28 protein-coding genes are annotated in these 21,176 nt (G+C 35.6%); 7 read left to right on the top strand and 21 right to left on the bottom strand.

Going from position 1 to position 21,176, the window contains the following annotated elements:
• Positions 1–115 precede the first annotated feature (115 nt).
• From COE49_RS12880 to scpA, 3 genes are all read right to left on the bottom strand, one after another.
• On the bottom strand, positions 116–1,018 hold the full coding sequence (locus tag COE49_RS12880) for a ComEC/Rec2 family competence protein (protein WP_088230286.1): 903 nt from the start codon (positions 1,016–1,018) through the stop codon (positions 116–118).
• Positions 1,019–1,095: 77 nt separating this feature from the next.
• On the bottom strand, positions 1,096–1,668 hold the full coding sequence (gene scpB / locus COE49_RS12875; RefSeq protein ID WP_088230287.1) for an SMC-Scp complex subunit ScpB: 573 nt from the start codon (positions 1,666–1,668) through the stop codon (positions 1,096–1,098).
• 157 nt (positions 1,669–1,825) lie between these two features.
• Entirely contained in the window at positions 1,826–2,569 is a 744-nt protein-coding gene (gene scpA, locus COE49_RS12865) for a segregation/condensation protein A (protein WP_088230288.1), read from the bottom strand.
• A 169-nt stretch (positions 2,570–2,738) separates the two neighbouring features.
• Between scpA and COE49_RS12860 the strand changes: the two genes are divergently transcribed.
• Together COE49_RS12860 and COE49_RS12855 are read left to right on the top strand one after the other, a co-directional pair.
• The gene (locus COE49_RS12860; RefSeq protein WP_000510194.1) at positions 2,739–2,834 is read left to right on the top strand and encodes a YjcZ family sporulation protein; all 96 of its coding nucleotides are present in this window, start codon (positions 2,739–2,741) and stop codon (positions 2,832–2,834) included.
• Positions 2,835–2,930: 96 nt separating this feature from the next.
• Complete coding sequence (locus tag COE49_RS12855; protein WP_088230289.1) at positions 2,931–3,449, top strand: DUF309 domain-containing protein; 519 nt, start codon at positions 2,931–2,933, stop codon at positions 3,447–3,449.
• Between the two features lie 20 nt (positions 3,450–3,469).
• On the opposite strand, the gene ribT is transcribed toward COE49_RS12855, so the two are convergent.
• Complete coding sequence (gene ribT, locus COE49_RS12850) at positions 3,470–3,838, bottom strand: GNAT family N-acetyltransferase RibT (protein ID WP_016718416.1); 369 nt, start codon at positions 3,836–3,838, stop codon at positions 3,470–3,472.
• 397 nt (positions 3,839–4,235) lie between these two features.
• Positions 4,236–4,673 (bottom strand): peptidylprolyl isomerase, encoded by a 438-nt coding sequence (locus COE49_RS12845; RefSeq protein ID WP_088230290.1) that lies wholly within the window; start codon positions 4,671–4,673, stop codon positions 4,236–4,238.
• Between the two features lie 187 nt (positions 4,674–4,860).
• On the opposite strand from COE49_RS12845, the gene COE49_RS12840 reads away from it, so the two are divergent.
• The gene (locus COE49_RS12840; protein ID WP_098945913.1) at positions 4,861–5,727 is read left to right on the top strand and encodes a DUF1002 domain-containing protein; all 867 of its coding nucleotides are present in this window, start codon (positions 4,861–4,863) and stop codon (positions 5,725–5,727) included.
• A 30-nt stretch (positions 5,728–5,757) separates the two neighbouring features.
• On the opposite strand, the gene COE49_RS12835 is transcribed toward COE49_RS12840, so the two are convergent.
• From COE49_RS12835 to dacF, 14 genes are all read right to left on the bottom strand, one after another.
• Positions 5,758–6,561 carry an HAD family hydrolase gene (locus COE49_RS12835; RefSeq protein WP_140417324.1) on the bottom strand — a complete coding sequence of 268 codons (804 nt, stop codon included), beginning with the start codon at positions 6,559–6,561 and terminating at the stop codon, positions 5,758–5,760.
• Between the two features lie 97 nt (positions 6,562–6,658).
• Entirely contained in the window at positions 6,659–8,131 is a 1,473-nt protein-coding gene (gene spoVAF / locus COE49_RS12830; RefSeq protein WP_088231082.1) for a spore germination protein SpoVAF, read from the bottom strand.
• Positions 8,118–8,687: a stage V sporulation protein SpoVABEA gene (spoVAEA, locus tag COE49_RS12825; RefSeq protein WP_088231081.1), complete on the bottom strand. Its 570-nt coding sequence runs from the start codon at positions 8,685–8,687 to the stop codon at positions 8,118–8,120. The genes spoVAF and spoVAEA overlap by 14 nt, the downstream gene beginning before the upstream one ends.
• A 5-nt stretch (positions 8,688–8,692) precedes the next feature.
• Positions 8,693–9,043 (bottom strand): stage V sporulation protein AE, encoded by a 351-nt coding sequence (gene spoVAE, locus COE49_RS12820; protein ID WP_088231080.1) that lies wholly within the window; start codon positions 9,041–9,043, stop codon positions 8,693–8,695.
• Positions 9,044–9,046: 3 nt separating this feature from the next.
• Entirely contained in the window at positions 9,047–10,063 is a 1,017-nt protein-coding gene (spoVAD, locus tag COE49_RS12815; RefSeq protein WP_088231079.1) for a stage V sporulation protein AD, read from the bottom strand.
• Positions 10,064–10,076: 13 nt separating this feature from the next.
• On the bottom strand, positions 10,077–10,535 hold the full coding sequence (spoVAC, locus tag COE49_RS12810; protein WP_088231078.1) for a stage V sporulation protein AC: 459 nt from the start codon (positions 10,533–10,535) through the stop codon (positions 10,077–10,079).
• 14 nt (positions 10,536–10,549) lie between these two features.
• A complete protein-coding gene (spoVAB, locus tag COE49_RS12805) occupies positions 10,550–10,966 on the bottom strand; it encodes a stage V sporulation protein SpoVAB (protein WP_070144741.1) in 417 nt (138 codons plus the stop codon).
• The gene (locus COE49_RS12800; protein WP_098882454.1) at positions 10,959–11,579 is read right to left on the bottom strand and encodes a stage V sporulation protein AA; all 621 of its coding nucleotides are present in this window, start codon (positions 11,577–11,579) and stop codon (positions 10,959–10,961) included. The genes spoVAB and COE49_RS12800 overlap by 8 nt, the downstream gene beginning before the upstream one ends.
• Before the next feature lie 116 nt (positions 11,580–11,695).
• Positions 11,696–11,794 (bottom strand): methionine/alanine import family NSS transporter small subunit, encoded by a 99-nt coding sequence (locus tag COE49_RS12795; RefSeq protein ID WP_000016829.1) that lies wholly within the window; start codon positions 11,792–11,794, stop codon positions 11,696–11,698.
• Complete coding sequence (locus COE49_RS12790; RefSeq protein WP_088231076.1) at positions 11,794–13,320, bottom strand: sodium-dependent transporter; 1,527 nt, start codon at positions 13,318–13,320, stop codon at positions 11,794–11,796. Before COE49_RS12790 ends, COE49_RS12795 begins: the two co-directional genes overlap by 1 nt.
• 136 nt (positions 13,321–13,456) lie before the next feature.
• Positions 13,457–14,215 (bottom strand): RNA polymerase sporulation sigma factor SigF, encoded by a 759-nt coding sequence (gene sigF / locus COE49_RS12785; protein ID WP_088231075.1) that lies wholly within the window; start codon positions 14,213–14,215, stop codon positions 13,457–13,459.
• A 12-nt stretch (positions 14,216–14,227) separates the two neighbouring features.
• Positions 14,228–14,668 carry an anti-sigma F factor gene (gene spoIIAB / locus COE49_RS12780; protein WP_001243400.1) on the bottom strand — a complete coding sequence of 147 codons (441 nt, stop codon included), beginning with the start codon at positions 14,666–14,668 and terminating at the stop codon, positions 14,228–14,230.
• Positions 14,669–15,019 (bottom strand): anti-sigma F factor antagonist, encoded by a 351-nt coding sequence (gene spoIIAA / locus COE49_RS12775; RefSeq protein WP_000059135.1) that lies wholly within the window; start codon positions 15,017–15,019, stop codon positions 14,669–14,671.
• A gap of 169 nt (positions 15,020–15,188) precedes the next feature.
• Positions 15,189–16,379, bottom strand: a complete 1,191-nt coding sequence (dacF, locus tag COE49_RS12770; protein ID WP_088231074.1) for a serine-type D-Ala-D-Ala carboxypeptidase DacF — start codon at positions 16,377–16,379, stop codon at positions 15,189–15,191.
• Positions 16,380–16,544: 165 nt separating this feature from the next.
• On the opposite strand from dacF, the gene COE49_RS12760 reads away from it, so the two are divergent.
• Genes COE49_RS12760 through COE49_RS12745 form a run of 4 tightly spaced genes read left to right on the top strand, consistent with a single transcriptional unit; the run spans position 16,545 to position 19,942 of the window.
• Positions 16,545–16,964, top strand: coding sequence for a GntR family transcriptional regulator (locus COE49_RS12760; protein WP_088231073.1), 420 nt, complete (start codon positions 16,545–16,547; stop codon positions 16,962–16,964).
• Positions 16,930–17,811, top strand: coding sequence for an ABC transporter ATP-binding protein (locus tag COE49_RS12755; protein ID WP_088231072.1), 882 nt, complete (start codon positions 16,930–16,932; stop codon positions 17,809–17,811). The genes COE49_RS12760 and COE49_RS12755 overlap by 35 nt, the downstream gene beginning before the upstream one ends.
• Positions 17,801–18,865, top strand: a complete 1,065-nt coding sequence (locus COE49_RS12750) for an ABC transporter permease subunit (RefSeq protein ID WP_088231071.1) — start codon at positions 17,801–17,803, stop codon at positions 18,863–18,865. Before COE49_RS12755 ends, COE49_RS12750 begins: the two co-directional genes overlap by 11 nt.
• Positions 18,866–18,877: 12 nt before the next feature.
• Positions 18,878–19,942: an ABC transporter permease subunit gene (locus COE49_RS12745; protein WP_088231070.1), complete on the top strand. Its 1,065-nt coding sequence runs from the start codon at positions 18,878–18,880 to the stop codon at positions 19,940–19,942.
• A gap of 24 nt (positions 19,943–19,966) precedes the next feature.
• Here COE49_RS12745 and COE49_RS12740 read toward each other — a convergent pair whose 3' ends face one another.
• Together COE49_RS12740 and COE49_RS12730 are read right to left on the bottom strand one after the other, a co-directional pair.
• Complete coding sequence (locus tag COE49_RS12740) at positions 19,967–20,512, bottom strand: hypothetical protein (RefSeq protein WP_088231069.1); 546 nt, start codon at positions 20,510–20,512, stop codon at positions 19,967–19,969.
• 102 nt (positions 20,513–20,614) lie between these two features.
• On the bottom strand, positions 20,615–21,034 hold the full coding sequence (locus tag COE49_RS12730; protein ID WP_140417383.1) for a MarR family winged helix-turn-helix transcriptional regulator: 420 nt from the start codon (positions 21,032–21,034) through the stop codon (positions 20,615–20,617).
• Positions 21,035–21,176: the final 142 nt, after the last annotated feature.

Raw genomic sequence — 21,176 nt, 5'->3', positions numbered from 1 at the left:
CTAATGAAATTTCCTCTTTGTTTACCAAAAAAGGAAACTTCTTTCGTCTCTCACAATTATAATATATGTTATTCATTTTTTCCAAAAAAGGACAATATGCACCGTTACTATTTAATTACTTAAGTAAAGGCATGAATCCACTAGACCCTATTGTAATATGTTCCCCGTCAGTTTCCATTTCTACTGTACGTTTATTTGTTCCATATAGCATTATACCACGCTGTCTTAATCGTTTTACTACACTTTGGTGCGGATGTCCATACGGATTTTTGCTCCCATATGAAAGAATAGCGAACTGTGGCTCTACTTTTTTTATAAACGTTTCACTTGTTGAAGTATATGAGCCATGATGTCCCACTTTTAACACATCCGCATGTACATCAAATTGCTTTAATATTTCATGTTCCGTCCGCACATCTGCATCACCCATTAATAAGAAATCTGCTTTTCCATATCGAACCTTTAACACGATTGAAGACTCATTATTTTCATCTTTTGATGTCCCATTGTTTAATACTTGTATAGAAACATGTGGATCTAGTGGTATGTATTGCCCTTCTTTTACTGATACAAATGGTATTCCTCTTTTTTTAATATGATTCCGGTACGTATGATATGTAAAAGAGCTATATGTTTTTCCACTATCTAATATGAGTGAGACCGGCATTTGTTCTACAATCGGAATCAACCCTCCTATATGGTCCATATCAGGGTGCGTACTGACAATAACATCTAAATGGTTAATCCCTTTCTCAATTAATTTTTGAATAATGACCTCTCCGGCTTCATAAGGTCCACCATCTATTAACATCGTTTGTCCATTCGGCAAAATGATAAGGGTTGCATCCCCTTGCCCAACTTTTAAAAAACTCACTTTCATTTTACTAAGATGCTGCCGATGCATATGTAAAGGAGACGTCGCTTGAATAGACATCATATATCTTTTAGCCGATGCACTATTTAAAGAAAAGCATAACAAGACTGAAACTAATATTAAAATACTTCGCATACCTCTCATAACCCGTCTCCTTTTTCACTTAGTATGGCACGGTATATAATTGATATACAAAAAAAGCTTAGCAAAATGCTAAGCTTTTATTTTGATATTTCTTGTAAAGAACCGAAGAATAAATCTGCTTCATTCATTTGTTCGTTTTCTTCAGAAAGCGACGGTAAATCATCTAATGTTTTCAATCCAAATGTGTCCAAAAATTCTTTCGTCGTTCCATATAAAATAGGGCGCCCAGGACCTTCCGCTCTTCCTGTTTCTTTTATAAGTAAGTGTGAGACTAACGTTTGTAACGCCTTATCAGTTTTTACCCCTCTAATCTCTTCCATTTCAGTCCTTGTAATCGGTTGGCGATATGCAACAATCGCTAACGTTTCAAGTGCAGCTTGAGAGAGTGAAGCAGCTGTTGGAATATCTATTAATTTTTGATAGTACGAAGCATGTTCTTTCTTTGTTGCAAAACGATATACTTTTGCATACTGTACAATTTGTAAACCACGATGTGACTCTTCACAGTCCTTTTGCATTTCTTCTAAAGTTTCAATTACGTCTTTCATTTCAATCTCGAGAACTTTCGCTATTTGTTCTGGATAAATTCCTTCATCACCTGAAACAAATAAAAGCCCTTCAATAATTGATTTTTGTTCTTTTCTATCCATTTCACAAGCTCCTTTCTCCTGGTTTCCATAAAAATACACATCAAAAAACCGAATCACAGTCAATGCGTTCGGTTCAATATTTCTTCTCTTGTTCCAAACGATACATTAAAACGTAACATGAGATAACATATTTCTACCCCATGTCCCTATACCAACTCTATACGGATTTATTAGAGCTTGATACGAAAATTTCATCAAAATTATGTTCTTGCTCAATGATAATTTGTTGATTTTTCATAAGCTCAAGAACCGCTAAAAATGTTACAACCATTATTTCACGTTCATCATCAGCAAACAAATCATAAAAACTTTGACGACCACCTTGTATTTCTAACTGCTTTAAAATATCAGTCATTCGCTTTTCAATTGGTATTTCTTGACGAGTAATACGTGTTGTTACAGGTTTTTTTGCTTTTTTACGGCGCATTAGTTTTTGAAATGCCGCTAGCATATCATATAACGTAACATCAAGAGGCAAGCTTGTCTCCTCTTCTTGTTGCAACGATGTAAAATCAATTGGCGGACGTGTATATAGCTGTGCTCTTTCTTGTTCTCTTTCTTTTAATTCAGTAGCAACTTGCTTATATTTCTTATATTCAATTAACCTCTCCATCAATTCTTGACGAGGATCATCTATAAAGTCATCACCGTTATCAAGTACATCTTCTTCATGTTTTGGCAACAACATTTTACTTTTAATTTGTAATAACGTTGCAGCCATTACTAAATACTCACTTGCAACATCTAATTGTAGTTCCTTCATCGTATGAACATATGATAAATATTGCTCTGTAATTTCCGCTACAGGAATATTATATATATCAATTTCATAGCGATGTATTAAATGTAACAATAAATCTAAAGGCCCTTCAAAAGCCTCCACTTTAAAATTATACTGCACAAAGCATCCCACCACATTTTTTCTATAACAACATAAGTATAGAGCATACTCATGTTCTATCCAACCTTTTTAAGAAATTTAATTAAAAATAGACCTATGCCTATGTCATCATGCCCATCGCTTCATATGATAACAGTGTAGTAAGAACAATGTAGGAGGTCAAAAAACTATGGGTCACGTTGATTGCGGTTTTAGCGGTGGGTTCGCATTACTTGTTGTATTGTTTATTTTACTAATTATTGTAGGAGCAGCTTGCTTCTGCTAATATGAACAATAACGGCTAGGGAAATCCCCTAGCCGTTTATTGTGAGTATTTCTATGATACACTTGTATTTATAACCGTTAGACAGGGGCGAAAAAAATGTATCCTACCGAATACATACAATTTTTAATTCATTTCCATGGAGATTATGATTATTTTGAATGTCATGAAATATTGGAAGAATATTGGAAAATAAAACCTAGAGGAAATCGCGATCATTACTTAGTTGGTCTCATTCAAATTGCAGTCTCCTTATATCATCAAAGACGCTCTAACTGGAATGGTTCCACAAAGATGATGAAAAGTGCAATCAAAATTTTAGAAAAAAACAGTGAACCTTTACAACGTTTAGGAATCAATCAGACACAACTTCTTTCCTTACTCAACGACAGAATGCAATCTATACAAAATAAAGAAAGCTTTGCACCGCTATTCTTACCATTATCGGACACATCATTGGAAAAGATATGCATGCAATTATGTCAGAAACAAAACCTTCCTTGGAAAGATGTGAACGCTACTCCTAGTGAATATATCATTCATAAGCATACATTACGTGACCGAACAGAAGTCATTACTGAACGAAACGAACAATTACAAAAAAGAAAGCAGAGATAATAAAATACTTATCTCTGCTTTCACGAATGTATATTTTGTTCAAGCCCTTTACACTTTTCGCAAAAACTTGCTGTTTGCTCATTTCCGCAAATTGTAAACTCAAGAAATTTACTCTTTAACTCTTGAACCATCTTCGTCCCAATACCCATATGACGGTGAGACGGGTTCACACTCAAATGCTGAATTTCTAGTACTTGATTCTCTTTTTTTACAATCCCCATTATCCCAACAAAATCTTCATTTTGTTTCCACAAATACAATTGCCAATCATCCTTTGCTTCATAGTCTTTCATAGTCAATTGTAATGTTTTCACATCTTTTTCAGTTGGCATAAATGAAAGAAGCCCCATTGCAATTTTTTCATAACTTTTTTTAAAACGAATTAACATAACCCTTATCCCTTCTTACAAAAGTTACAAACTATTAATCCCCTCGATCACTCTCTTCATTTTACAATATTTTCAACAGAGTGAGAAGAGCCTAAAACAACTTGATAATCATACAAAGTGAAAAGAAGAAAGTCAAATATATGTTTCAGCACTATTTCTTTCTAATATAAATAAAAAAGAGACAATGCTCTATGATAGTTAAAAGCAACATCCACTACTCATTATCGCTTCATTATTGTTCACCTTAGAGCAACGTAATTCTAGCAAAATTCATATAACAAAAATATTTGTTGGAACATACAATCTAATGTATTCTATGTAATTTGTTAAGAGTTTGTTCTCATAAGCAATATATTTAAAAATAAAAAAGAGAGCAAAAGCTCTCTTTTCTCATAACTTATTCTTCCCAAACTTTAACTTCTTTCATTACATCACCTTGACGCATGTTTAATACTGTTTCAATACCGCTTGTTGCTTTACCGAATACAGTATGTACACCATCTAAATGCGGTTGTGGCTCATGAACGATAAAGAATTGGCTACCACCTGTATTACGGCCAGCATGAGCCATAGAAAGTGATCCTACAAGGTGTCTATGAGGGTTCGCATCAGTTTCACATGGAATAGAGTAGCCTGGGCCACCTGCACCTGTACCTGTTGGGTCTCCACCCTGGCTCACGAAACCAGGAATAACGCGGTGGAATGTTACACCGTCATAAAATCCTTGCTCTGCTAATTTTTTAAAGTTTTCTACAGTTTTTGGCGCTTCCTCCGGGAAGAATTCTAAATCGATTTTTTCACCATTTTCCATTAATATGTATCCTAAAGTTTTCATACGTATATGTCTCCTTTCAACTATCTCAGCACTATATTACCACATTCATGACTAGAAACAAAAAGAATCCGACAATCTACACCGTTCTTTTTTGAAATGTGGCAAAAGCTAGGTGACAAATAAGAAATATATACTATAATAACTGTGTTGCCCGAAAATTTCAGAAAGAGAAAGGGAGCGATTTTTCGTGAAAACGAAATTACTAGCTCTGCTATTAGCTGTTACGATATTTATGATGCCAACAGCTTCATTTGCAGACATTATTGAGGGAGAATCAATTGTTACACTAGGAGAAAACTTATCTGAACAACAAAAACAAGATCTGTTAAAAGAAATGAAAGCACCAAAAGATGCTACAATTATTACTGTGTCTAATGCGGAAGAACATAAATTTCTAGACGGAATTGTTCCAAAAGCACAAATTGGTACGCGAACAATTTCCTCTTCTATGATTACATACACAAAGCCAGGATCTGGTCTTATTGTACGTTCAAAAAACATTAATTCCATAACAGATGCAATGTACACAAATGCACTTATTACAGCAGGTGTGAAAGATGCAGAGATTCAAATTACTGCGCCATTTAAAGTTTCAGGAACTGCTGCTTTAACAGGGTTAATGAAGGCCTATGAAACAACATCGAACAAAGAAATTCCTGAAGAAGTAAAAAAAGTAGCCAATGAGGAAATGGTGCAAACAGCTCAGCTCGGCGATAAAATCGGTGAAGAAAAAGCAGTTCAACTTGTTGCAAAAATTAAAGAAGAAATTGCAAAAGAACAGCCACAAACAACAGAAGATTTACGTTCATTAATTAAAAAAATTGCTGATCAACTCGGTATTACATTAACAGATGAACAGCTAGATAACTTAGTGGCTTTATTTGATAAAATGAAAAATCTTAATATCGATTGGAATCAAGTTGGTAGTCAATTAGATAAAGCAAAAGAACATGTTTCTGCCTTTTTAGGATCTGAAGAAGGTCAAGGTTTCTTAGATAAAGTTAAAGATTTCTTCTCTAGTATCATTGATTTTGTTAAATCTTTATTCCAGTAAAAAAGAAGCTCGTCACTGACGAGCTTCTTTTTATACAAGTAATGGTAATTTCATAACAGCTTCTTCAACAGAACGAACAACATGATTCGCTTTCTCCTTCACATAAGGATGAGCATGATGAAGAGTAAATGAATGTGGGGTTACTTCAAACATAGAAATGTCATTAAAAGAATCTCCAATACATGCCACTTCTCTTGCTTCAATTTGTAAATATTCCATTAGTTGCTTTAGAGCAGTTCCCTTACTCACGCCCCTTGGCATAATATCAACATAGCGTTTACCTGATATAAAGACTTCCGCTTCACCATGAAACGTATCCCGTAACTCTCGATCTAAAGCTACAATTTTTTCTTCTTCCCCAAATACAAATAATTTCGCAGGATGTACCGTTTTCCCAAATTCCTCTTCTAACTTTTCTATCTCAGCAATATGCACCCCCATATACTCTTCAAAAGTATGATGATGCTCATTCTTCTTTTTTGTATATCGCTGCTCATTTGCACAAACAATATCTGCTAGTCCTTTTTTATGTATATATCGATATATTTCCTGGGCAACCTGTTCTTCAAAACTCGATTCATAAAATACGTTTCCATCCGGTAGTAACATTGTTGCTCCATTTAAACCCGTTGTGTAGTATGGAAATGCAAACCTTTTTACGACTTCATCAATTCGGTGCGTAAAACGTCCAGAGGCAAAACAAATATTTGTCCCTTTTTCAGCTAACCAGCAAAGTGCCCGTTCATCTTCTTTTTGCATATGATTCACATTGTAAACGAGCGTATCGTCTAAATCACTTACAAATAATTTAATCATGTCCTCTTCCCCTTCCATACACAATATCTACTCTAAGTGTACACAAAAAATGTTTGGTTTTTGTTAAAAAAATAATAAATTTTCAATAAAAAAATAAACGGGAGTATAATCCCGTTTATTTTTGTCTTCTTACATTTTGAGGTCGCACAATACTAGGACGCACTTTTAAACTAGACATAGTTGGACGGAGTAAAATTTTCGTTAACGCGCCCCAATCAAACGGTAAAAACGGCCATAAATACGGTGTTTGTAAGCTTTTTATAGACGTTAAAAATAGAATCAATATCGTCATTCCTATTACAAATCCCATTTCATGAAAAATACCTGTCAAAATAATGACAAACAATTTCCCAACCTTATTCCCAAGCCCTAGTTCATAACTCGGCGTTGCAAATGATCCAATCATAGAAACCGCTACATACAAAATAACTTCTGGTACAAACAAACCTACATCAATTGCAATTTGACCAATTAATATGGCAGAAATTAATCCTGCTGCTGACGACAATGATGTCGGTGTATGAATGGCAGCCATCCTTAAAAATTCGAGTCCGATTTCCGCCATCAAAACTTGTAATAAAACCGGTAAATGTGTCATCTTATTTGGCCCAATGAAAGCCAGGTTTTCCGGTAAAAGAGTTGGATCAAATACAAAAGCTAGCCAAAATGGCAGTAAGAATAGAGAAAATATAACACCTAGAAAACGTACCCAACGTAAAAATGTACCTACAGCTGGATTTTGTCTAAACTCTTCTGCATGCTGTAAATGGTGGAAATATGTTGTTGGAGTAATCATAGCACTTGGTGATGTATCAACAAGTACTAACACATGTCCTTCTAACAAATGATTTGCTGCTACATCTGGCCTTTCTGTGTACCGAATAAGCGGGAAGGGATTATAACCTTGTTTGACTACAAATTCTTCTACCGTTTTATCCGCCATCGTAATCCCATCTACTTCAATGCTACTTAATTCTTGTTTTATAATCTTCACTAAATCCGGATTTGCAACATCTTGAACGTATGTAATACAAATATCCGTTTGCGATCTATCCCCTACTCGAATCATTTCATTTCGAAGACGTGGGTCGCGAATTCTTCTACGAATTAATGCTGTATTTACAACGATATTTTCAACAAATCCATCTCTCGCACCACGTACTACTTTTTCAGTATCTGGTTCTGTCGGCGTTCGTCCTGGATAACTACGAACATCAATTGCGAACGCTTCCGTTTCACCTTCCACAAATATAACGATAAGTCCTGATAATACTTGGAGCATTACCTCATCCATCGTTTTCACTTTACTTACTTGTTGATGAATTAAACGATTCTCTAAAAGCTTTACTGTATCTTCTTCTACATCCCTTATTTCATTTGTATCTACTGCTTCTTCTAAAATAGGGATAATATAATTCGTATCACAAAGTCCATTTACAAATAACACACCAATTTCTTTGTTTAAAATTTGAAATTTACGAATACCAACATCGTATGTGACACCCAATCCAACTGTTTGCTTTAAATAATTTTCGTTGTCACTTATAAAAGTTGAAATAGGGATATTCACTTTTTTAGGCTTCGTCATAAAACCCACTCCTTTCCAAAATTAATTGAATTGCTTTTTTGGTAATAGGTGACCCTCTCTCACATTCATCATTGCCACACATCTTTCCAATATCACCAACACCAACAATGACAGGCACATTCAAATCATCTAAACAATAAATCGTATCTCCACTAATCCTGCCAACTTCACCATCTGGAAGTCCAAATTTGTCGACACCGTATTCTGTCAAATTCCCATTCCGATCTACACTTACATCTACACGCGCCCATTCCCAGTGATGTGTATTAGATGCAACCGCTAAAATACCAAGTACATCAATTTGTTTATGCGTTGCTACATATTTTAAAGCCTTTTCTCCAGAGCCTTCTCCAATAAATCCACTGTCATCAAACATGACAAATACAGGGTCATATGGCGTTTGCATAATAAGCTCAACAACTTTCTTCCCTGTCAATTTGGTTGGATTGCTTTGCGATGCTGAAATACACCTTCCCCCAAATTCCTTTGTTAACAGCTCAATTGTTCGCTTTGCATATTCATCTCCATCTGTAACCAAAACAACCCTTCGTCTCATTTGATTTATCCTTTCGGTTTACATATAAGTGCTACAAAAAATGAAAATAATATCGCTGCGGAAATGCCCGCAGACGTTAAACTAAACATACCAATACCAATTCCTAAATAACCATGTTTCTCTGCCGCATGCATCGCTCCGTGCAATAGTGAATGACCAAAGCTTGTAATAGGAACTGTTGCCCCAGCACCTGCAAACTTTATAAGCTTATCGTACAATCCAAATCCATCTAAAATCGCTCCGATAACTACAAAAGTTGCCATTAAATGTGCTGGGGTTAACTTTGCGAAATCTAACAATATTTGCCCAATCACACAAATAGCACCACCTACAAGAAATGCATATACAAAATCCACATTTCACTCTCCTTTCACTCTCTCAAATACGACACCATGTGCAATCGTCGGAATCGTTTCTTTCTGCTGCATCATCATCGGGCTTAATAACGCACCGGTAGCAACGACAAAAATTCGTTGTAAATTCCCTTTTTGCATCTCTCGTAATAAATGACCATATGTGACAACAGCTGAACAAGCGCAGCCACTACCACCAGCAAATACTTCTTCTTGACCGGAATCATAAATCATTAATCCACAATCAGTGTATGTATGCCCAAGTTCGTAACCTTCTTCCAATAATAGTTGCTTCGCGAGTGGTGTCCCAACACCTGATAAATCACCCGTAACAATCAAATCATAGTCAGCTGCACTTCTCCTCAAATCTTCAAAATGCTGTTGGATTGTATGAGCAGCTGCTGGCGCCATCGCCGATCCCATATCTAAAGGATTCGTAATTCCTAAATCCTGCACTTTCCCAATCGTAGCTGCTGTAATTTTAATTGCACTTTTTTCTTTGCTAATTAATATGGATCCCGCACCTGTAACAGTTGAATTCGCTGTTCCAGGCTTTTGTCCCCCGTACTCTGTCGGATAACGAAATTGCCTTTCCGCCGTTGCATTATGACTGCTTACTGTAGCTAAGACACGATTGGCAAATCCACCATCTATAAAAGCTGATCCCACCGCTAAAGTTTCCATCGACGTCGCACAAGCACTAAACATTCCTAGAAATGGAATACCAAACTCCCTAGCAACATAATTTGCTGTCACTGTTTGATTTAATAAATCGCCCGCTAAAAAGAAATCAATTTGTGATGTTTTTATATTCCCTTTTTGCACCGCTTGTTGAATTGAATCGGACATCAATCTTCGTTCAGCAAGTTCCCAGTTTTCCTCTCCACAATGTAAATCATCATATGAAATGTCAAAATCCTTTCCAAGAGGGCCTTCAGCTTCTTTTGGACCGACAGCAGTACCCGTTGCATTCACGTAAATATCATTTTGAAATACCCACGTTTGTTTTCCGGTCAACCTCATACTCGCCCCTCCTTTAAGACATAAAAATTTTAAAAGTATACCTTATTAATCCGATAATATATGCTCCAACAACACCAAACACGATAACACTTCCTGCAAGTTTAAACATGTTGGTAGCAATCCCTAGAACAATCCCTTCACTTTTATGTTCTAGCGCAGCACTCGCCATAGAATTCGCGAATCCCGTAACTGGTACTGCCGATCCTGCTCCAGCGAATTGACCGATTTTATCATATACACCACACCCTGTTAAAATCGCCGATAATAAAACAAGAGTTGCAACTGTCGGATTTCCTGCCTCTTGTTCACTAAAGTGAAAATAATGTATATAAAATTTCGTCAGTACTTCTCCAATTGTACAAACGAGCCCACCTACAAGAAATGCCTTCACACAATTTAGCAAATAAGGTGGTTTTGGATGATACTCTTTCACTTTATTTATGTAATCATCTTTCAATTTTCGCCTTGTCATTAATATATTGCCTCCTACTTTACGAAATAAATCCAGTGAAACAATGAGCCTATTACTTTTCCAAGTACAAGAGCAACGAGTAAAATAACAATTTTCCCCTCTACCCCGACTCGTTTCGCTAAAATAGGTAAAACATTTAATACTTCTGTTAATGCTGCAGCGAGCATTCCAATGAATGTGCCACAAAATAACCCTAATATTACAAGCCAATATTGTGATGTTTGAAATGTAATGTTTTTCAAACTACACCAAGCCCCTGTTAAAGTACCTGCAATGACAGCCCACTCAAAATATTGAATATGCTTTCCACTTCTCGTTAATTGAGCTAAACGAGGGATTATACCAAGTACAGCTAAAAAGGCAACATATCCGCTACCTACTGCAATCCCGCCAGCTAAACCAATTAATATAACAAACCCACATTCAATCATCGGCAAGCTGTTTCGTGTTATCCTTGTTTTCATTCACAATTACATATTGATCAAGCGACTGTTGATATTGGAACATCTCGACTTCTAACGGACTCGGCTCTTCATTAATTCGCTTTTGAAATACATGATTAAAAAATAAAACCATACCTAATCCAAGACCTACTGAATATGGAACTTGAAATAATAGTGGTTGCTCCTTAAACTCTCCAGTAATCATGTAATATAACCGTTGATGCACTTGTTGCATACTTACATCCTCATGGAAATAAATGATTGCAAGAGCTGCTCCAATAAAAAGTAATAACCATACAAGTCCAAAGAACACTGGATGAACTTTCTTTTTTTCATAAATAATTTCAACAAGAGTTTGTCCAGAACCGAGTAAATTAATTTGTATGTGAGCCGCTTTTTTCTCAATGATCTCAATTATCTTCATAACATCAATTACAACATGTGTTTTATCATGTGCTGTTATTTTGTAAACAATCTCATTTTGTAACGCTTCAACTATAAGAGCATCTCCAGCAAGCTGAGCAATATCTCTCAATTTCACTTCATACGAAGGAGACACTTTTAAGCGGTTGCGCATTTTAATATATATAGTTCGTTCCAATTTACATTCACCTCTTCACTCTTCCTCGTAGTTGTAGTATGGTTATTGAATTTTTTTCTAATACAATTTTTTCATAAAAAAAACATCTGCACCGTTTCGGTGCAGATGTTTTTAAATTATGCCTTTTTCTTAAATAAATTTGCGATACTTAATGCAAGCCCTCCCCAAATGACCACCATTCCAATAACCATCATCATAATCGCTGATCCACTCATTATGAAACACCTCGATCTTTCCATTCTTTTTCAAGCTTAGCAGAATCTGAATGTATTTGCGCATTCCATTTTTTCAGACTCATGATTATTGCAACAATTAGGAACGCCGCTGCAATTGACCAACCATATGTTACAACAAACTCAGTTGGATAGTCTCCGTAGTTCTTTTTAATATTTTGGATTGTGCCATCAATTAACATATACCCTAACATAAGAGGGGTAATAACAAGTAAACTCACTCTCCAAAATGTCCCTAACTTTATATCAGATACAAAGTTTGCATGATTTTGATAAACTGGTAAACGACGCAAGATAAGTCCTATTGTCACTACTTCAACAAGCGCTATTGAAATTAATCCAAAATTGTTAGCGAAATAATCAACAACATCTAGGAACATAAGCCCACCACGTGTTGCAAAAACAAGAGAAACTAACACAAGAAGCGTTCCCATAATTCCAATCGTTTTTTGACGACTTAAGCTAAATTTTTCAGATACAGCCGCAAAACATACTTCCGCAAGTGAAATAAGTGATGTAATTCCAGCGACCGTTAACGATAAGAAGAATAATACACCAAACAACGGTGACATCGGCAGTTCATTAATAATTTGCGGGAATACTACAAACGCAAGTCCTACACCAGCACTAGCTACTTTATCAACCGGTACCCCCATGTTATTTGCCATAAATCCAAGAGCTGCAAAGACCCCAATCCCTGCTAATAATTCAAATCCTGAATTCGCAAATCCAGTAATAAAAGCATTATTTGTTGTATCTGAGTTTTTCGGTAAATAACTAGAATACGTAATCATAATTCCGAATGCTAAAGATAAACTAAAGAAGATTTGACCGTAAGCAGCAAGCCATACTTTCCCATCAAAAATACGACTCCAATCTGGTTTAAAGAATGCATCTAATCCTTGCATCGCACCTTCCATTGTCACTGCACGAACAACGATAATTAGGAACATAACAACTAATAACGGAATAAAAATGCGGTTAACAACTTCGATTCCTTTCTTAACGCCTTTAAATGCAACACCCAGCACAATAATCCAAACGAGCGCTAGTGGGATTAATACTTCTGGCACGAGCCCTCCAAACTGCCCTGGCTTATCTGCAACATGTAAATATTCTTTAAATAAGAATGATTGCGTGTCTTTCCCCCATGCTCCAGTAATTGCAAAGTACGTATACGAAATAGACCAAGCAATAATTACTGCATAATATGTTGAAACGATAAATGTTACACACATTTGCCACCATCCAATAAACTCAGCACGTGGATGAATACGGAAGAACGTAAGTGGTGCTGAACCACGATGGCGATGTCCAAGAGCAAATTCGAATGCTAACAATGAAATACCAGTCGTTAATAATGCGAATAAGTACGGTAAAAAGAATGCGCCTCCTCCATTTTCATACGCTGTATAAGGAAAACGCCATATGTTTCCTAAACCAACTGCAGAGCCGACCGCTGCGAAAATAAATCCGGCCCTCGTTCCCCATTGTTGCCTCGTTTCCATGTTTCCTTCCCCCTTTGTGACAAGTTCATACTTGGATTATATTTTAAATTAACTAAATTATCAATAAATTCTGTAAACTTTTCGACAATAGGTGTAATCTTCTATTTTCATTACAATGAAAAAATCGAATAGATAGCTATTCATCTATTCGATCTTTCATCTGTTTTAATATTTTCTTTTCAAGTCTTGAAACTTGCACTTGAGAAATGCCTATGCGCTCCGCTACTTCTGATTGTGTTTGGTCTTTATAATAGCGCAAATACACAATTAAACGTTCGCGTTCATCCAGTTCTCTAATCGCTTCTTTTAAAGCAATTTTATCAAACCATTTCGTCTCAGATTGATCTGCGATTTGATCCAAAATAGTAATTGGATCCCCATCGTTTTCATACACGGTTTCATGTATTGATGAAGGAGCACGACTTGCTTCTTGTGCCAAAACGACTTCTTCTGGCGTTAGTTCCAGAGCCTCCGCTACTTCATTAATCGTTGGAGCCCTTCCGAATTCTTTCGAAAGCTCGTCTCTCATCTTTCGAATTTTGTTTCCTGTTTCTTTTAAAGATCTACTCACTTTCACTGATCCATCGTCACGTAAAAATCGTTGAATTTCTCCAATAATCATGGGAACTGCATATGTTGAAAATTTCACGTCGAAAGATAAATCAAATTTATCTACCGATTTTAAGAGTCCAATACATCCAATTTGAAATAAGTCGTCTGGTTCGTATCCTCGGTTCAGAAACCGCTGCACAACCGACCATACGAGACGCATATTACTTTGAACGATTGTATCTCTTGCTTGTTGATCTCCATCTTGACTTTTTTGAATTAACGCTTTTAGCTCGTGGTCCTTTAACTGAGGTTTCTTCTTCTCATTTTTGACCTCTGTGTCCATAGGCTATTCTCCTTAATTGCATAGAGCGTTACTATTTGATAAGTATTTTGTCAAATGGATTGTTGTCCCGAAAGATTCGTTTGAAATAACTTCTACTTCATCCATAAAATTTTCCATGATAGTAAATCCCATTCCGGAACGCTCTAATTCAGGTTTAGTTGTAAAAAGGGGTTGTCTCGCTTCATCTAAGTTAAAGATACCAATCCCTTCATCTCGAATCGTGAGTTTCACCATTGCTTCTTCCAAAATCACTGAAATATAAACAACACCTTCTGCATTTCCTTCGTACCCATGAATAATTGCATTTGTAACTGCTTCTGACACCACCGTTTTAATTTCTGTTAGTTCTTCCATCGTCGGGTCAAGTTGTGCAATAAAAGCAGCTACTGTAACACGAGCGAATGATTCATTCTGACTTAACGCTGAAAATTGAAGGTTCATTTCATTTCTCATTTATGCCACCCCCAACGTCGCGAGCGCATGCGCTTCACTTTCTTCTAAACGAACAATTTTGAATAGACCTGACATTTCAAATAAACGTTTAACAGGCGGGGAAATTGCACAAACAACCATTTCTCCACCTAATCCCTTTACATGTTTATATCGGCCTAATATAACACCTAAACCAGAACTATCCATAAATGATAAATTCTCTAGGCTCAAAACAATATGATGAACACCATGCGTCTCAATCATATCTGTTACTTTCGTTCGCAACTCTTCAGCAGTATGATGATCTAATTCACCCTCTAACCTCACACATAAGACGTCACGTTTTACCTCTAATTGCATGGAAAGACTCACACGATTTCCTCCTTATGCTCAAACTTTACTCATTAGCATACATAAGATTTTCGTGACAGAGAATAAGAATCCTTCCTACTGACAAAAGAAGTACTATTTCGCCATAATGTGAAACCTTTCAGCAATTATTCCTGTACAAACAAGCAGAAAAGCGGCAAATTTCCCGCCGCTATTTTGATGTTGAAAACATCCCAAAACTTCTCTTAAATAACTCCCACCAGCTTGCTGCAGCAACATCTTCTTTTGCTACGATTGTTTGTTTTAATAAAACTTCTTTATCTTTTTTAATAACAAGTGTACCAAGCGCATCCCCTTTTTTAATTGGTGCCTTTACTTTCTTTTCAGCGATTACTTCTTGTTTTACTTTGTCCATATTTTCGCCCTTCTTCATAAGAAGAGACACATTATCTGACGCAACTAAATCTACTTTTTCTTTTTTCCCTTTTCCTACTTGTACAGTCTTAATTTTTTCACCACGCGTATACATTTTCTTTGTCATATATTGACCAAATGCATAATCAAGAAGCTTCGTCACTTGATTGTTTCGCTCTTTAGATGTAGGTGCTCCCATAACAACTGAAATAACACGCATTCCATTTTTTTCAGCTGATGCAGTTAAACAATATTTCGCTTCCGTCGTAAAACCTGTTTTCACTCCATCTACTCCAGGATAAAAACGTACTAACTTATTCGTATTAACGAGCCAAAACTTCTTATCCGTATTTTCACGTAAATAGTCTTCGTATTTACCTGTGTATTTGCGAATAAGTGGATACTTCATCAACTCTTTCGCCATTGTCGCCATATCATTTGCTGTGGAATAATGATCTTTCGCCGGGAGACCTGTCGGATTTTGAAAATGAGTATTTTTCAGCCCTAAATCTTTCGCTTTTTTGTTCATCATATTTACAAAACCTTCTTCTGAACCAGCGATATGCTCCGCCACTGCAACAGACGCATCATTTCCAGATGCGATTGCAATACCCTTTAACATTTCATTTACAGTCATCTCTTCCCCAGGCTCTAAAAAGATTTGTGATCCACCCATTGAAGCTGCATGCTCACTCGCTCTAACTTTATCGGTCAGTTTTAGTTTTCCTTTTTCAACTTGTTCCATAATTAATAGCATTGTCATAATCTTCGTCATACTAGCAGGTGGTAACTTTTCATTCGGATTTTTTTCAAACAAAACTTTACCTGTATCTTGTTCAATTACGATTGCTGACGACGCTTGTTCCGCTAACTTCGGCGTTGTTTCTTCTGTTTTTTCCCGCTTCGTCTTCTCAGATTGTGCGAAACTCACTGAGGTACCAGAAAGCAATAACATGAAACAAACAAGTATTCCAAAAACTCGCTTCATGACTAACCCTCCATTCTATATCAAACTTATTTTTTCCAATTTATACATTTTTAATACCATATTTTTCTATCCCTTTCATTGACAAATACATTTGTTGCCTATATTGTATTAAGTGTATTACACACAGTAGTACACTTAATACATATCAGGAAGGAGACATTGCTCTTGCATATTCAACTTGATCCAAGAAGCAACACTCCGATATGGGAACAAATTGTTCAAAATATAAAAGAACTCGTATTAAAAAACATGTTAGCTCCAAGTGATAAGCTTCCTTCTGTACGTGAGCTCGCTTCTTTACTCGTTATAAATCCAAATACAGTTAGTAAAGCGTATCAAGAATTAGAGCGACAGGGGATTATTGAAACATTACGAGGAAAAGGAACATTTGTATCCCAATCGATTACCCCAACATTAGACGAAAGGAAAATCGCTATGGTTGAAAAGCAGTTTCATCAATTACTACTAGAAGCCTCTTATCTCGGAATTACGAAAGATAAAATTCACGATTGGATAGATTCATACTATAAAGAGATTGGAGGAAGTACAGATGTTGAAAGTAACAAATCTGAAGAAAACAATTGATAATCAAACGATTTTAGACGGTATTTCTTTCACATTACAAAAAGGTAGTATCGTCGGATTACTCGGAAGAAACGGTGCGGGGAAAACAACTTTATTACGAACGATGGTCGGCATTTTAGACCCTGATGCAGGAACTGTTACATATGAAGATACAGACATTCATCAGCATCCTGAAATGAAGCAAAAAATCGTATATGTTCCGGATTCTACTAACATATTGAATGGATATACAGTAAAAGAAATTGTAAAGTTTTATAAATCCGTTTATACGGCATTTGATGAACAGTATTTCTACGAACTGTTAGAACGCTTTAATTTACCAAACAAACGCATTCGCAGTTACTCAAAAGGAATGAAAGCACTACTTGCGATCATTTTAGCTGTTGCTGCAAAAGCAGAATATATTATTTTAGATGAACCGACAAATGGACTTGATCCTATCGTTAAAAGGCAGATTTTACAGTTTCTCGTTGGAGAAGTTGCAGAAAAAGAAATTACCATTTTCATCTCCACTCACCATTTAGATGAAGTGGAACAAATTGCAGATACAATCATTATATTAAAAGGCCATACTATATCTTCTATTACATCACTAGACGATGCAAAATCACGATTTGCTAAAATCCAAGTAGCTTATGAACGTTCACTACCTCAAAAACTAGAAAACTTAAACAATATTAAAATATTAAATCAAACAGGAAAAGTATATACGATCTTAATTGAGGGAAATGTGGCTACAACACTGGAGAAATTTTATAAAGAACAACCAATACTCATTGAAGAATTGACGATGTCACTTGAAGATGTCTTCGTTACGACACTTGAGGAGGATGAGTATGTTTCATAAGGCGTTATGGATGTGGAATTGGAAACGCGGGAAATATGCTGTGTTACTGTTTTTCTTTAGTTCGCTTTACTTGCTATCTTTTGGCTACTATAGAAGTGCTCAGATGGAACTTGCTGAATATTACGAATTACAAGAGAAAGGGAAACAGTATTATTATTTTTATTCCTTTTCTTCAGGAGAAGGTAATAGTTTTTGGTTAACAGGTCTTATCATTGCTTTAGCCTGCTTATTGATAGGATGGGAGCGTAGTAACCAGTCTAATAGCACACTTATGGCAATGCCTTTTAATAGAAAAGATATTTTCTTAACTAAATGGGCTTTTGGTTCATTTTGTATTGTAGGTTCATTACTTATAAACTGGATTCTTATGTACTCTATTTATAGAACAACCATTCATTTTGATTATCAATCATTTAGTCCATTTCACCGATACTTTCTCTATGCAATTGTTTCTTATGTCGCAGTCTATACAGCTGCTTTATGTATCGGTACTTTTACTGGCAGCATTGTGTCGCAAGTTGCCTTTTGTATTCCTTGGCTACTAATGGGACTTACATTTATTCCACTAGTGTACACTTTTACGATAAATCATTTAGAGGCTACCGATACTAAAAATTATAAGCTATATGAACAACTTTATGAAATCAATCAAAAAACAAATGTGGTCGCACCAATATATAATTTCACGCTTTATTACGAGTATGATCCTGAATTACGTAAAAAAGAAAATGCCCCAACTACTTTAAGAGATCCATCATCTTATACGTATTATTCAGCTAAATCAATGTTAGTCCCTATTTTGTATACAATATTTTACTTACTCCTTGGCACATACTTATATACACGATCACCTAATGAAAACAATCAAAAGATATTTATTTTCCAAAATCATTTACGGATGTGGATATGGGGGGCAACCATCTACTTTGCATTACTAGGTGGCTATAAAATAACTCAATTTAGTTTCCTATTAAACTACTATATCGGTTTGTTTCTCGCCGGAATCATTACTTATGTTGTATTATCACGCCTAACAAATTATAAAGTTTTTTAAAGGAGAGATCCTATGTTTCAAAAAGCACTATGGCTAAGAACGTATCAACAAAGTAAATATGTTGTATGGTTATTTTGGCTCGTCAGCTTCTATACTTTGTCGTATAAATACTATATGACTTCTATTGAACAACAACACTTTCTAAATATGAATAAAAAATGGAAATCTATATATCATTACAACTTTGATTTATCACTTATGGACTCTGTCATATTTCAAGGTGGTGTACTTATCGTTCTGGCCTGCACATTAATCGGCTTGGAAAGACAAAATAACTCTAGTGACTTGTTATGGTCTATGCCCTTTAAACGTTCACACCTTTATATAACAAAATGGTTATTTGGTATTTGTAACATTGTAGTAGCTGTTAGTATAAACTGGGGACTATTTGCTATTATGAAAAAGTTGACTTTTCATAATAAATATCAAGTATTTTCCCCATTTCATAGTTACTTTATATACATGTTAATTGTATTAATCGCTATTTATACACTTGCCTTATGTATAGGAACAATTGCAGGGAATGTTATATCGCAAGGATTTCTCACGGCAGCTATATTAATATTCCCAATGTTACTCCCATCACTTATTGCAGGAATCATTGCTGTTCACTCGAATACTGAATTTCATAAAGACAATGGCAATATACAACGTCTTATGGAAAACATACGTATTTCTGGTCCAGCAGAAGAGTTTTATATTCACTTTAATTATGATCCACAAAGCGCTTATACCGATCGAAATGGAGTGAGGCATAACGAACCGAACTTTACAAAAATCCCTCCAGCAAAAACATTGATTGGACCTATTGCACATATCATCATTTTATTACCGCTTGGTATATATTTATATGTTCGTTCAGTGAATGAACGAAATGGTAACCACCTATTATATCCAAGATTACAAAAGTTAGTTATGGCTTGTGCGATTTTCTTTGGTGGGATCGCTGGAGGTTTAATGCTAAGTCGAGCGCAGTCATTGTCCAGCTTTTACATCGGATTTTTGATAACTAGTTTCATTACGTATTTCTTCCTAGCTAAAATATTAAAATGGAAAGTCTCTTGGAATTTCAAATGAAATAACCTCCTCTTCGTGAGGAGGTTATTTCACATTCTCTCTTCTTTTCCCATACTCTTTTTCTTGCTTCGTTCCAAATCCGTCTCCATTTGCTACGATTTGATCTGTCGGAGCAACTATACTTTCAGCAATTCTCCATTCTCCCCCTTGTTGAATAAATACTTGCATAAAATAATTCATTCCATTTAATTGGTACGGGTTCTCTTTTTTCACTTCATAACGAGCTGCCACATAATACACTTGCACATTTTCAGCTTCAAACTTAGAAATATACTGTGATAACCTCGGGATATACTGTGATGCTTTCTGAAGCGGAAGTTGTTTTACTTTTACAAGAGAAGACTTTGTCACATTGCTTATCGTATCTTCATGCCGAACGTTGTCGCTATGATGAAATAAAATCGTATTCTGCATAGAGCGAATCCATAGTTTCGAATATAAAACAGGTTGTTTATTTGAAATATGTTGTAATTCTTTTTGAACGACTTGAAGAGGCGTTGCAGCATCCACGAATTGATTAAAGCAGAAAATGCTTCCAATCATAATGAGAATCGTAAACATACGTTTCATAAATTTTCACTCCGATTCTTTTTAATTAAAGTATTGGAGTTTCAAAATGTTTTTATTCAAAAGAAAAAGGATAGGAAAGCTTTCGCTTCCTATCCTCATTTATTATAATACGCGACCAAATAGCTCTAACACCATTTCTACTTCTTGATCGCTCCAATCTTTAAATCTCTCTTTATAATATTCTTTACGCACAGCTTCTAGTTTTTCAGTTACTTCTCTTCCGTGTTCTGTAATTTCTAAGTACACGATACGACGATCTGAATTTGAACGTTTTCTTTCTACAAACCCTTTTCGTACGAGACGATCTGTAACAGCTGTAATATGACTGGAGGTTACGTTTACTTCACTCGCAATTTGCGAAGCCATTTGTGGACTTTTTAAAAATAACGCGCGTAATACAGAGAATTCATTATATGGCATATGTTCTGCAAAGCGTGTATTAATATCATTTTGTAATAAACGTATCATCTTTCGAAATGATCCGGATAACTCTAAAATCAGTGTTTCTCTTTTTTCGTTCACTAGCCTCGTCCCTTTTTTATCATATTTATACATATTATAATCTATAAATACCCATGTTGTATATGCTTTCTTTCTTTAACATTCTCATTTATGTAACTTTTTCATACAAATTTCTTTTTTGTTCACACATATACATATAAAA

The sequence above is a fragment of the Bacillus sp. AFS029637 genome, from assembly GCF_002584985.1.
In the GTDB taxonomy this organism is placed as follows: domain Bacteria; phylum Bacillota; class Bacilli; order Bacillales; family Bacillaceae_G; genus Bacillus_A.
The sequence above is the reverse complement of the archived record's forward strand: the minus strand, read 5'-3'. Positions and strand labels throughout refer to the sequence as shown.

Bases quoted from the DNA above. Each gene is read 5' to 3' on its own strand.
- spoVAD (WP_088231079.1), bottom strand. From the start codon at position 10,063: ATGAGGTTGACCGGAAAACAAACGTGGGTATTTCAAAATGATATTTAC.
- COE49_RS12860 (WP_000510194.1), top strand. From the start codon at position 2,739: ATGGGTCACGTTGATTGCGGTTTTAGCGGTGGGTTCGCATTACTTGTT.
- COE49_RS12880 (WP_088230286.1), bottom strand. From the start codon at position 1,018: ATGAGAGGTATGCGAAGTATTTTAATATTAGTTTCAGTCTTGTTATGC.
- COE49_RS12855 (WP_088230289.1), top strand. From the start codon at position 2,931: ATGTATCCTACCGAATACATACAATTTTTAATTCATTTCCATGGAGAT.
- spoVAF (WP_088231082.1), bottom strand. From the start codon at position 8,131: ATGACGAAGCCTAAAAAAGTGAATATCCCTATTTCAACTTTTATAAGT.
- scpB (WP_088230287.1), bottom strand. From the start codon at position 1,668: ATGGATAGAAAAGAACAAAAATCAATTATTGAAGGGCTTTTATTTGTT.
- spoIIAB (WP_001243400.1), bottom strand. From the start codon at position 14,668: ATGAGAAATGAAATGAACCTTCAATTTTCAGCGTTAAGTCAGAATGAA.
- spoVAC (WP_088231078.1), bottom strand. From the start codon at position 10,535: ATGACAAGGCGAAAATTGAAAGATGATTACATAAATAAAGTGAAAGAG.
- COE49_RS12795 (WP_000016829.1), bottom strand. From the start codon at position 11,794: ATGAGTGGATCAGCGATTATGATGATGGTTATTGGAATGGTGGTCATT.
- COE49_RS12755 (WP_088231072.1), top strand. From the start codon at position 16,930: ATGTTGAAAGTAACAAATCTGAAGAAAACAATTGATAATCAAACGATT.
- sigF (WP_088231075.1), bottom strand. From the start codon at position 14,215: ATGGACACAGAGGTCAAAAATGAGAAGAAGAAACCTCAGTTAAAGGAC.
- dacF (WP_088231074.1), bottom strand. From the start codon at position 16,379: ATGAAGCGAGTTTTTGGAATACTTGTTTGTTTCATGTTATTGCTTTCT.
- ribT (WP_016718416.1), bottom strand. From the start codon at position 3,838: ATGTTAATTCGTTTTAAAAAAAGTTATGAAAAAATTGCAATGGGGCTT.
- spoVAEA (WP_088231081.1), bottom strand. From the start codon at position 8,687: ATGAGACGAAGGGTTGTTTTGGTTACAGATGGAGATGAATATGCAAAG.
- COE49_RS12845 (WP_088230290.1), bottom strand. From the start codon at position 4,673: ATGAAAACTTTAGGATACATATTAATGGAAAATGGTGAAAAAATCGAT.
- COE49_RS12740 (WP_088231069.1), bottom strand. From the start codon at position 20,512: ATGAAACGTATGTTTACGATTCTCATTATGATTGGAAGCATTTTCTGC.
- COE49_RS12835 (WP_140417324.1), bottom strand. From the start codon at position 6,561: ATGGAAGGGGAAGAGGACATGATTAAATTATTTGTAAGTGATTTAGAC.
- COE49_RS12750 (WP_088231071.1), top strand. From the start codon at position 17,801: ATGTTTCATAAGGCGTTATGGATGTGGAATTGGAAACGCGGGAAATAT.
- COE49_RS12745 (WP_088231070.1), top strand. From the start codon at position 18,878: ATGTTTCAAAAAGCACTATGGCTAAGAACGTATCAACAAAGTAAATAT.
- COE49_RS12790 (WP_088231076.1), bottom strand. From the start codon at position 13,320: ATGGAAACGAGGCAACAATGGGGAACGAGGGCCGGATTTATTTTCGCA.
- spoVAB (WP_070144741.1), bottom strand. From the start codon at position 10,966: ATGATTGAATGTGGGTTTGTTATATTAATTGGTTTAGCTGGCGGGATT.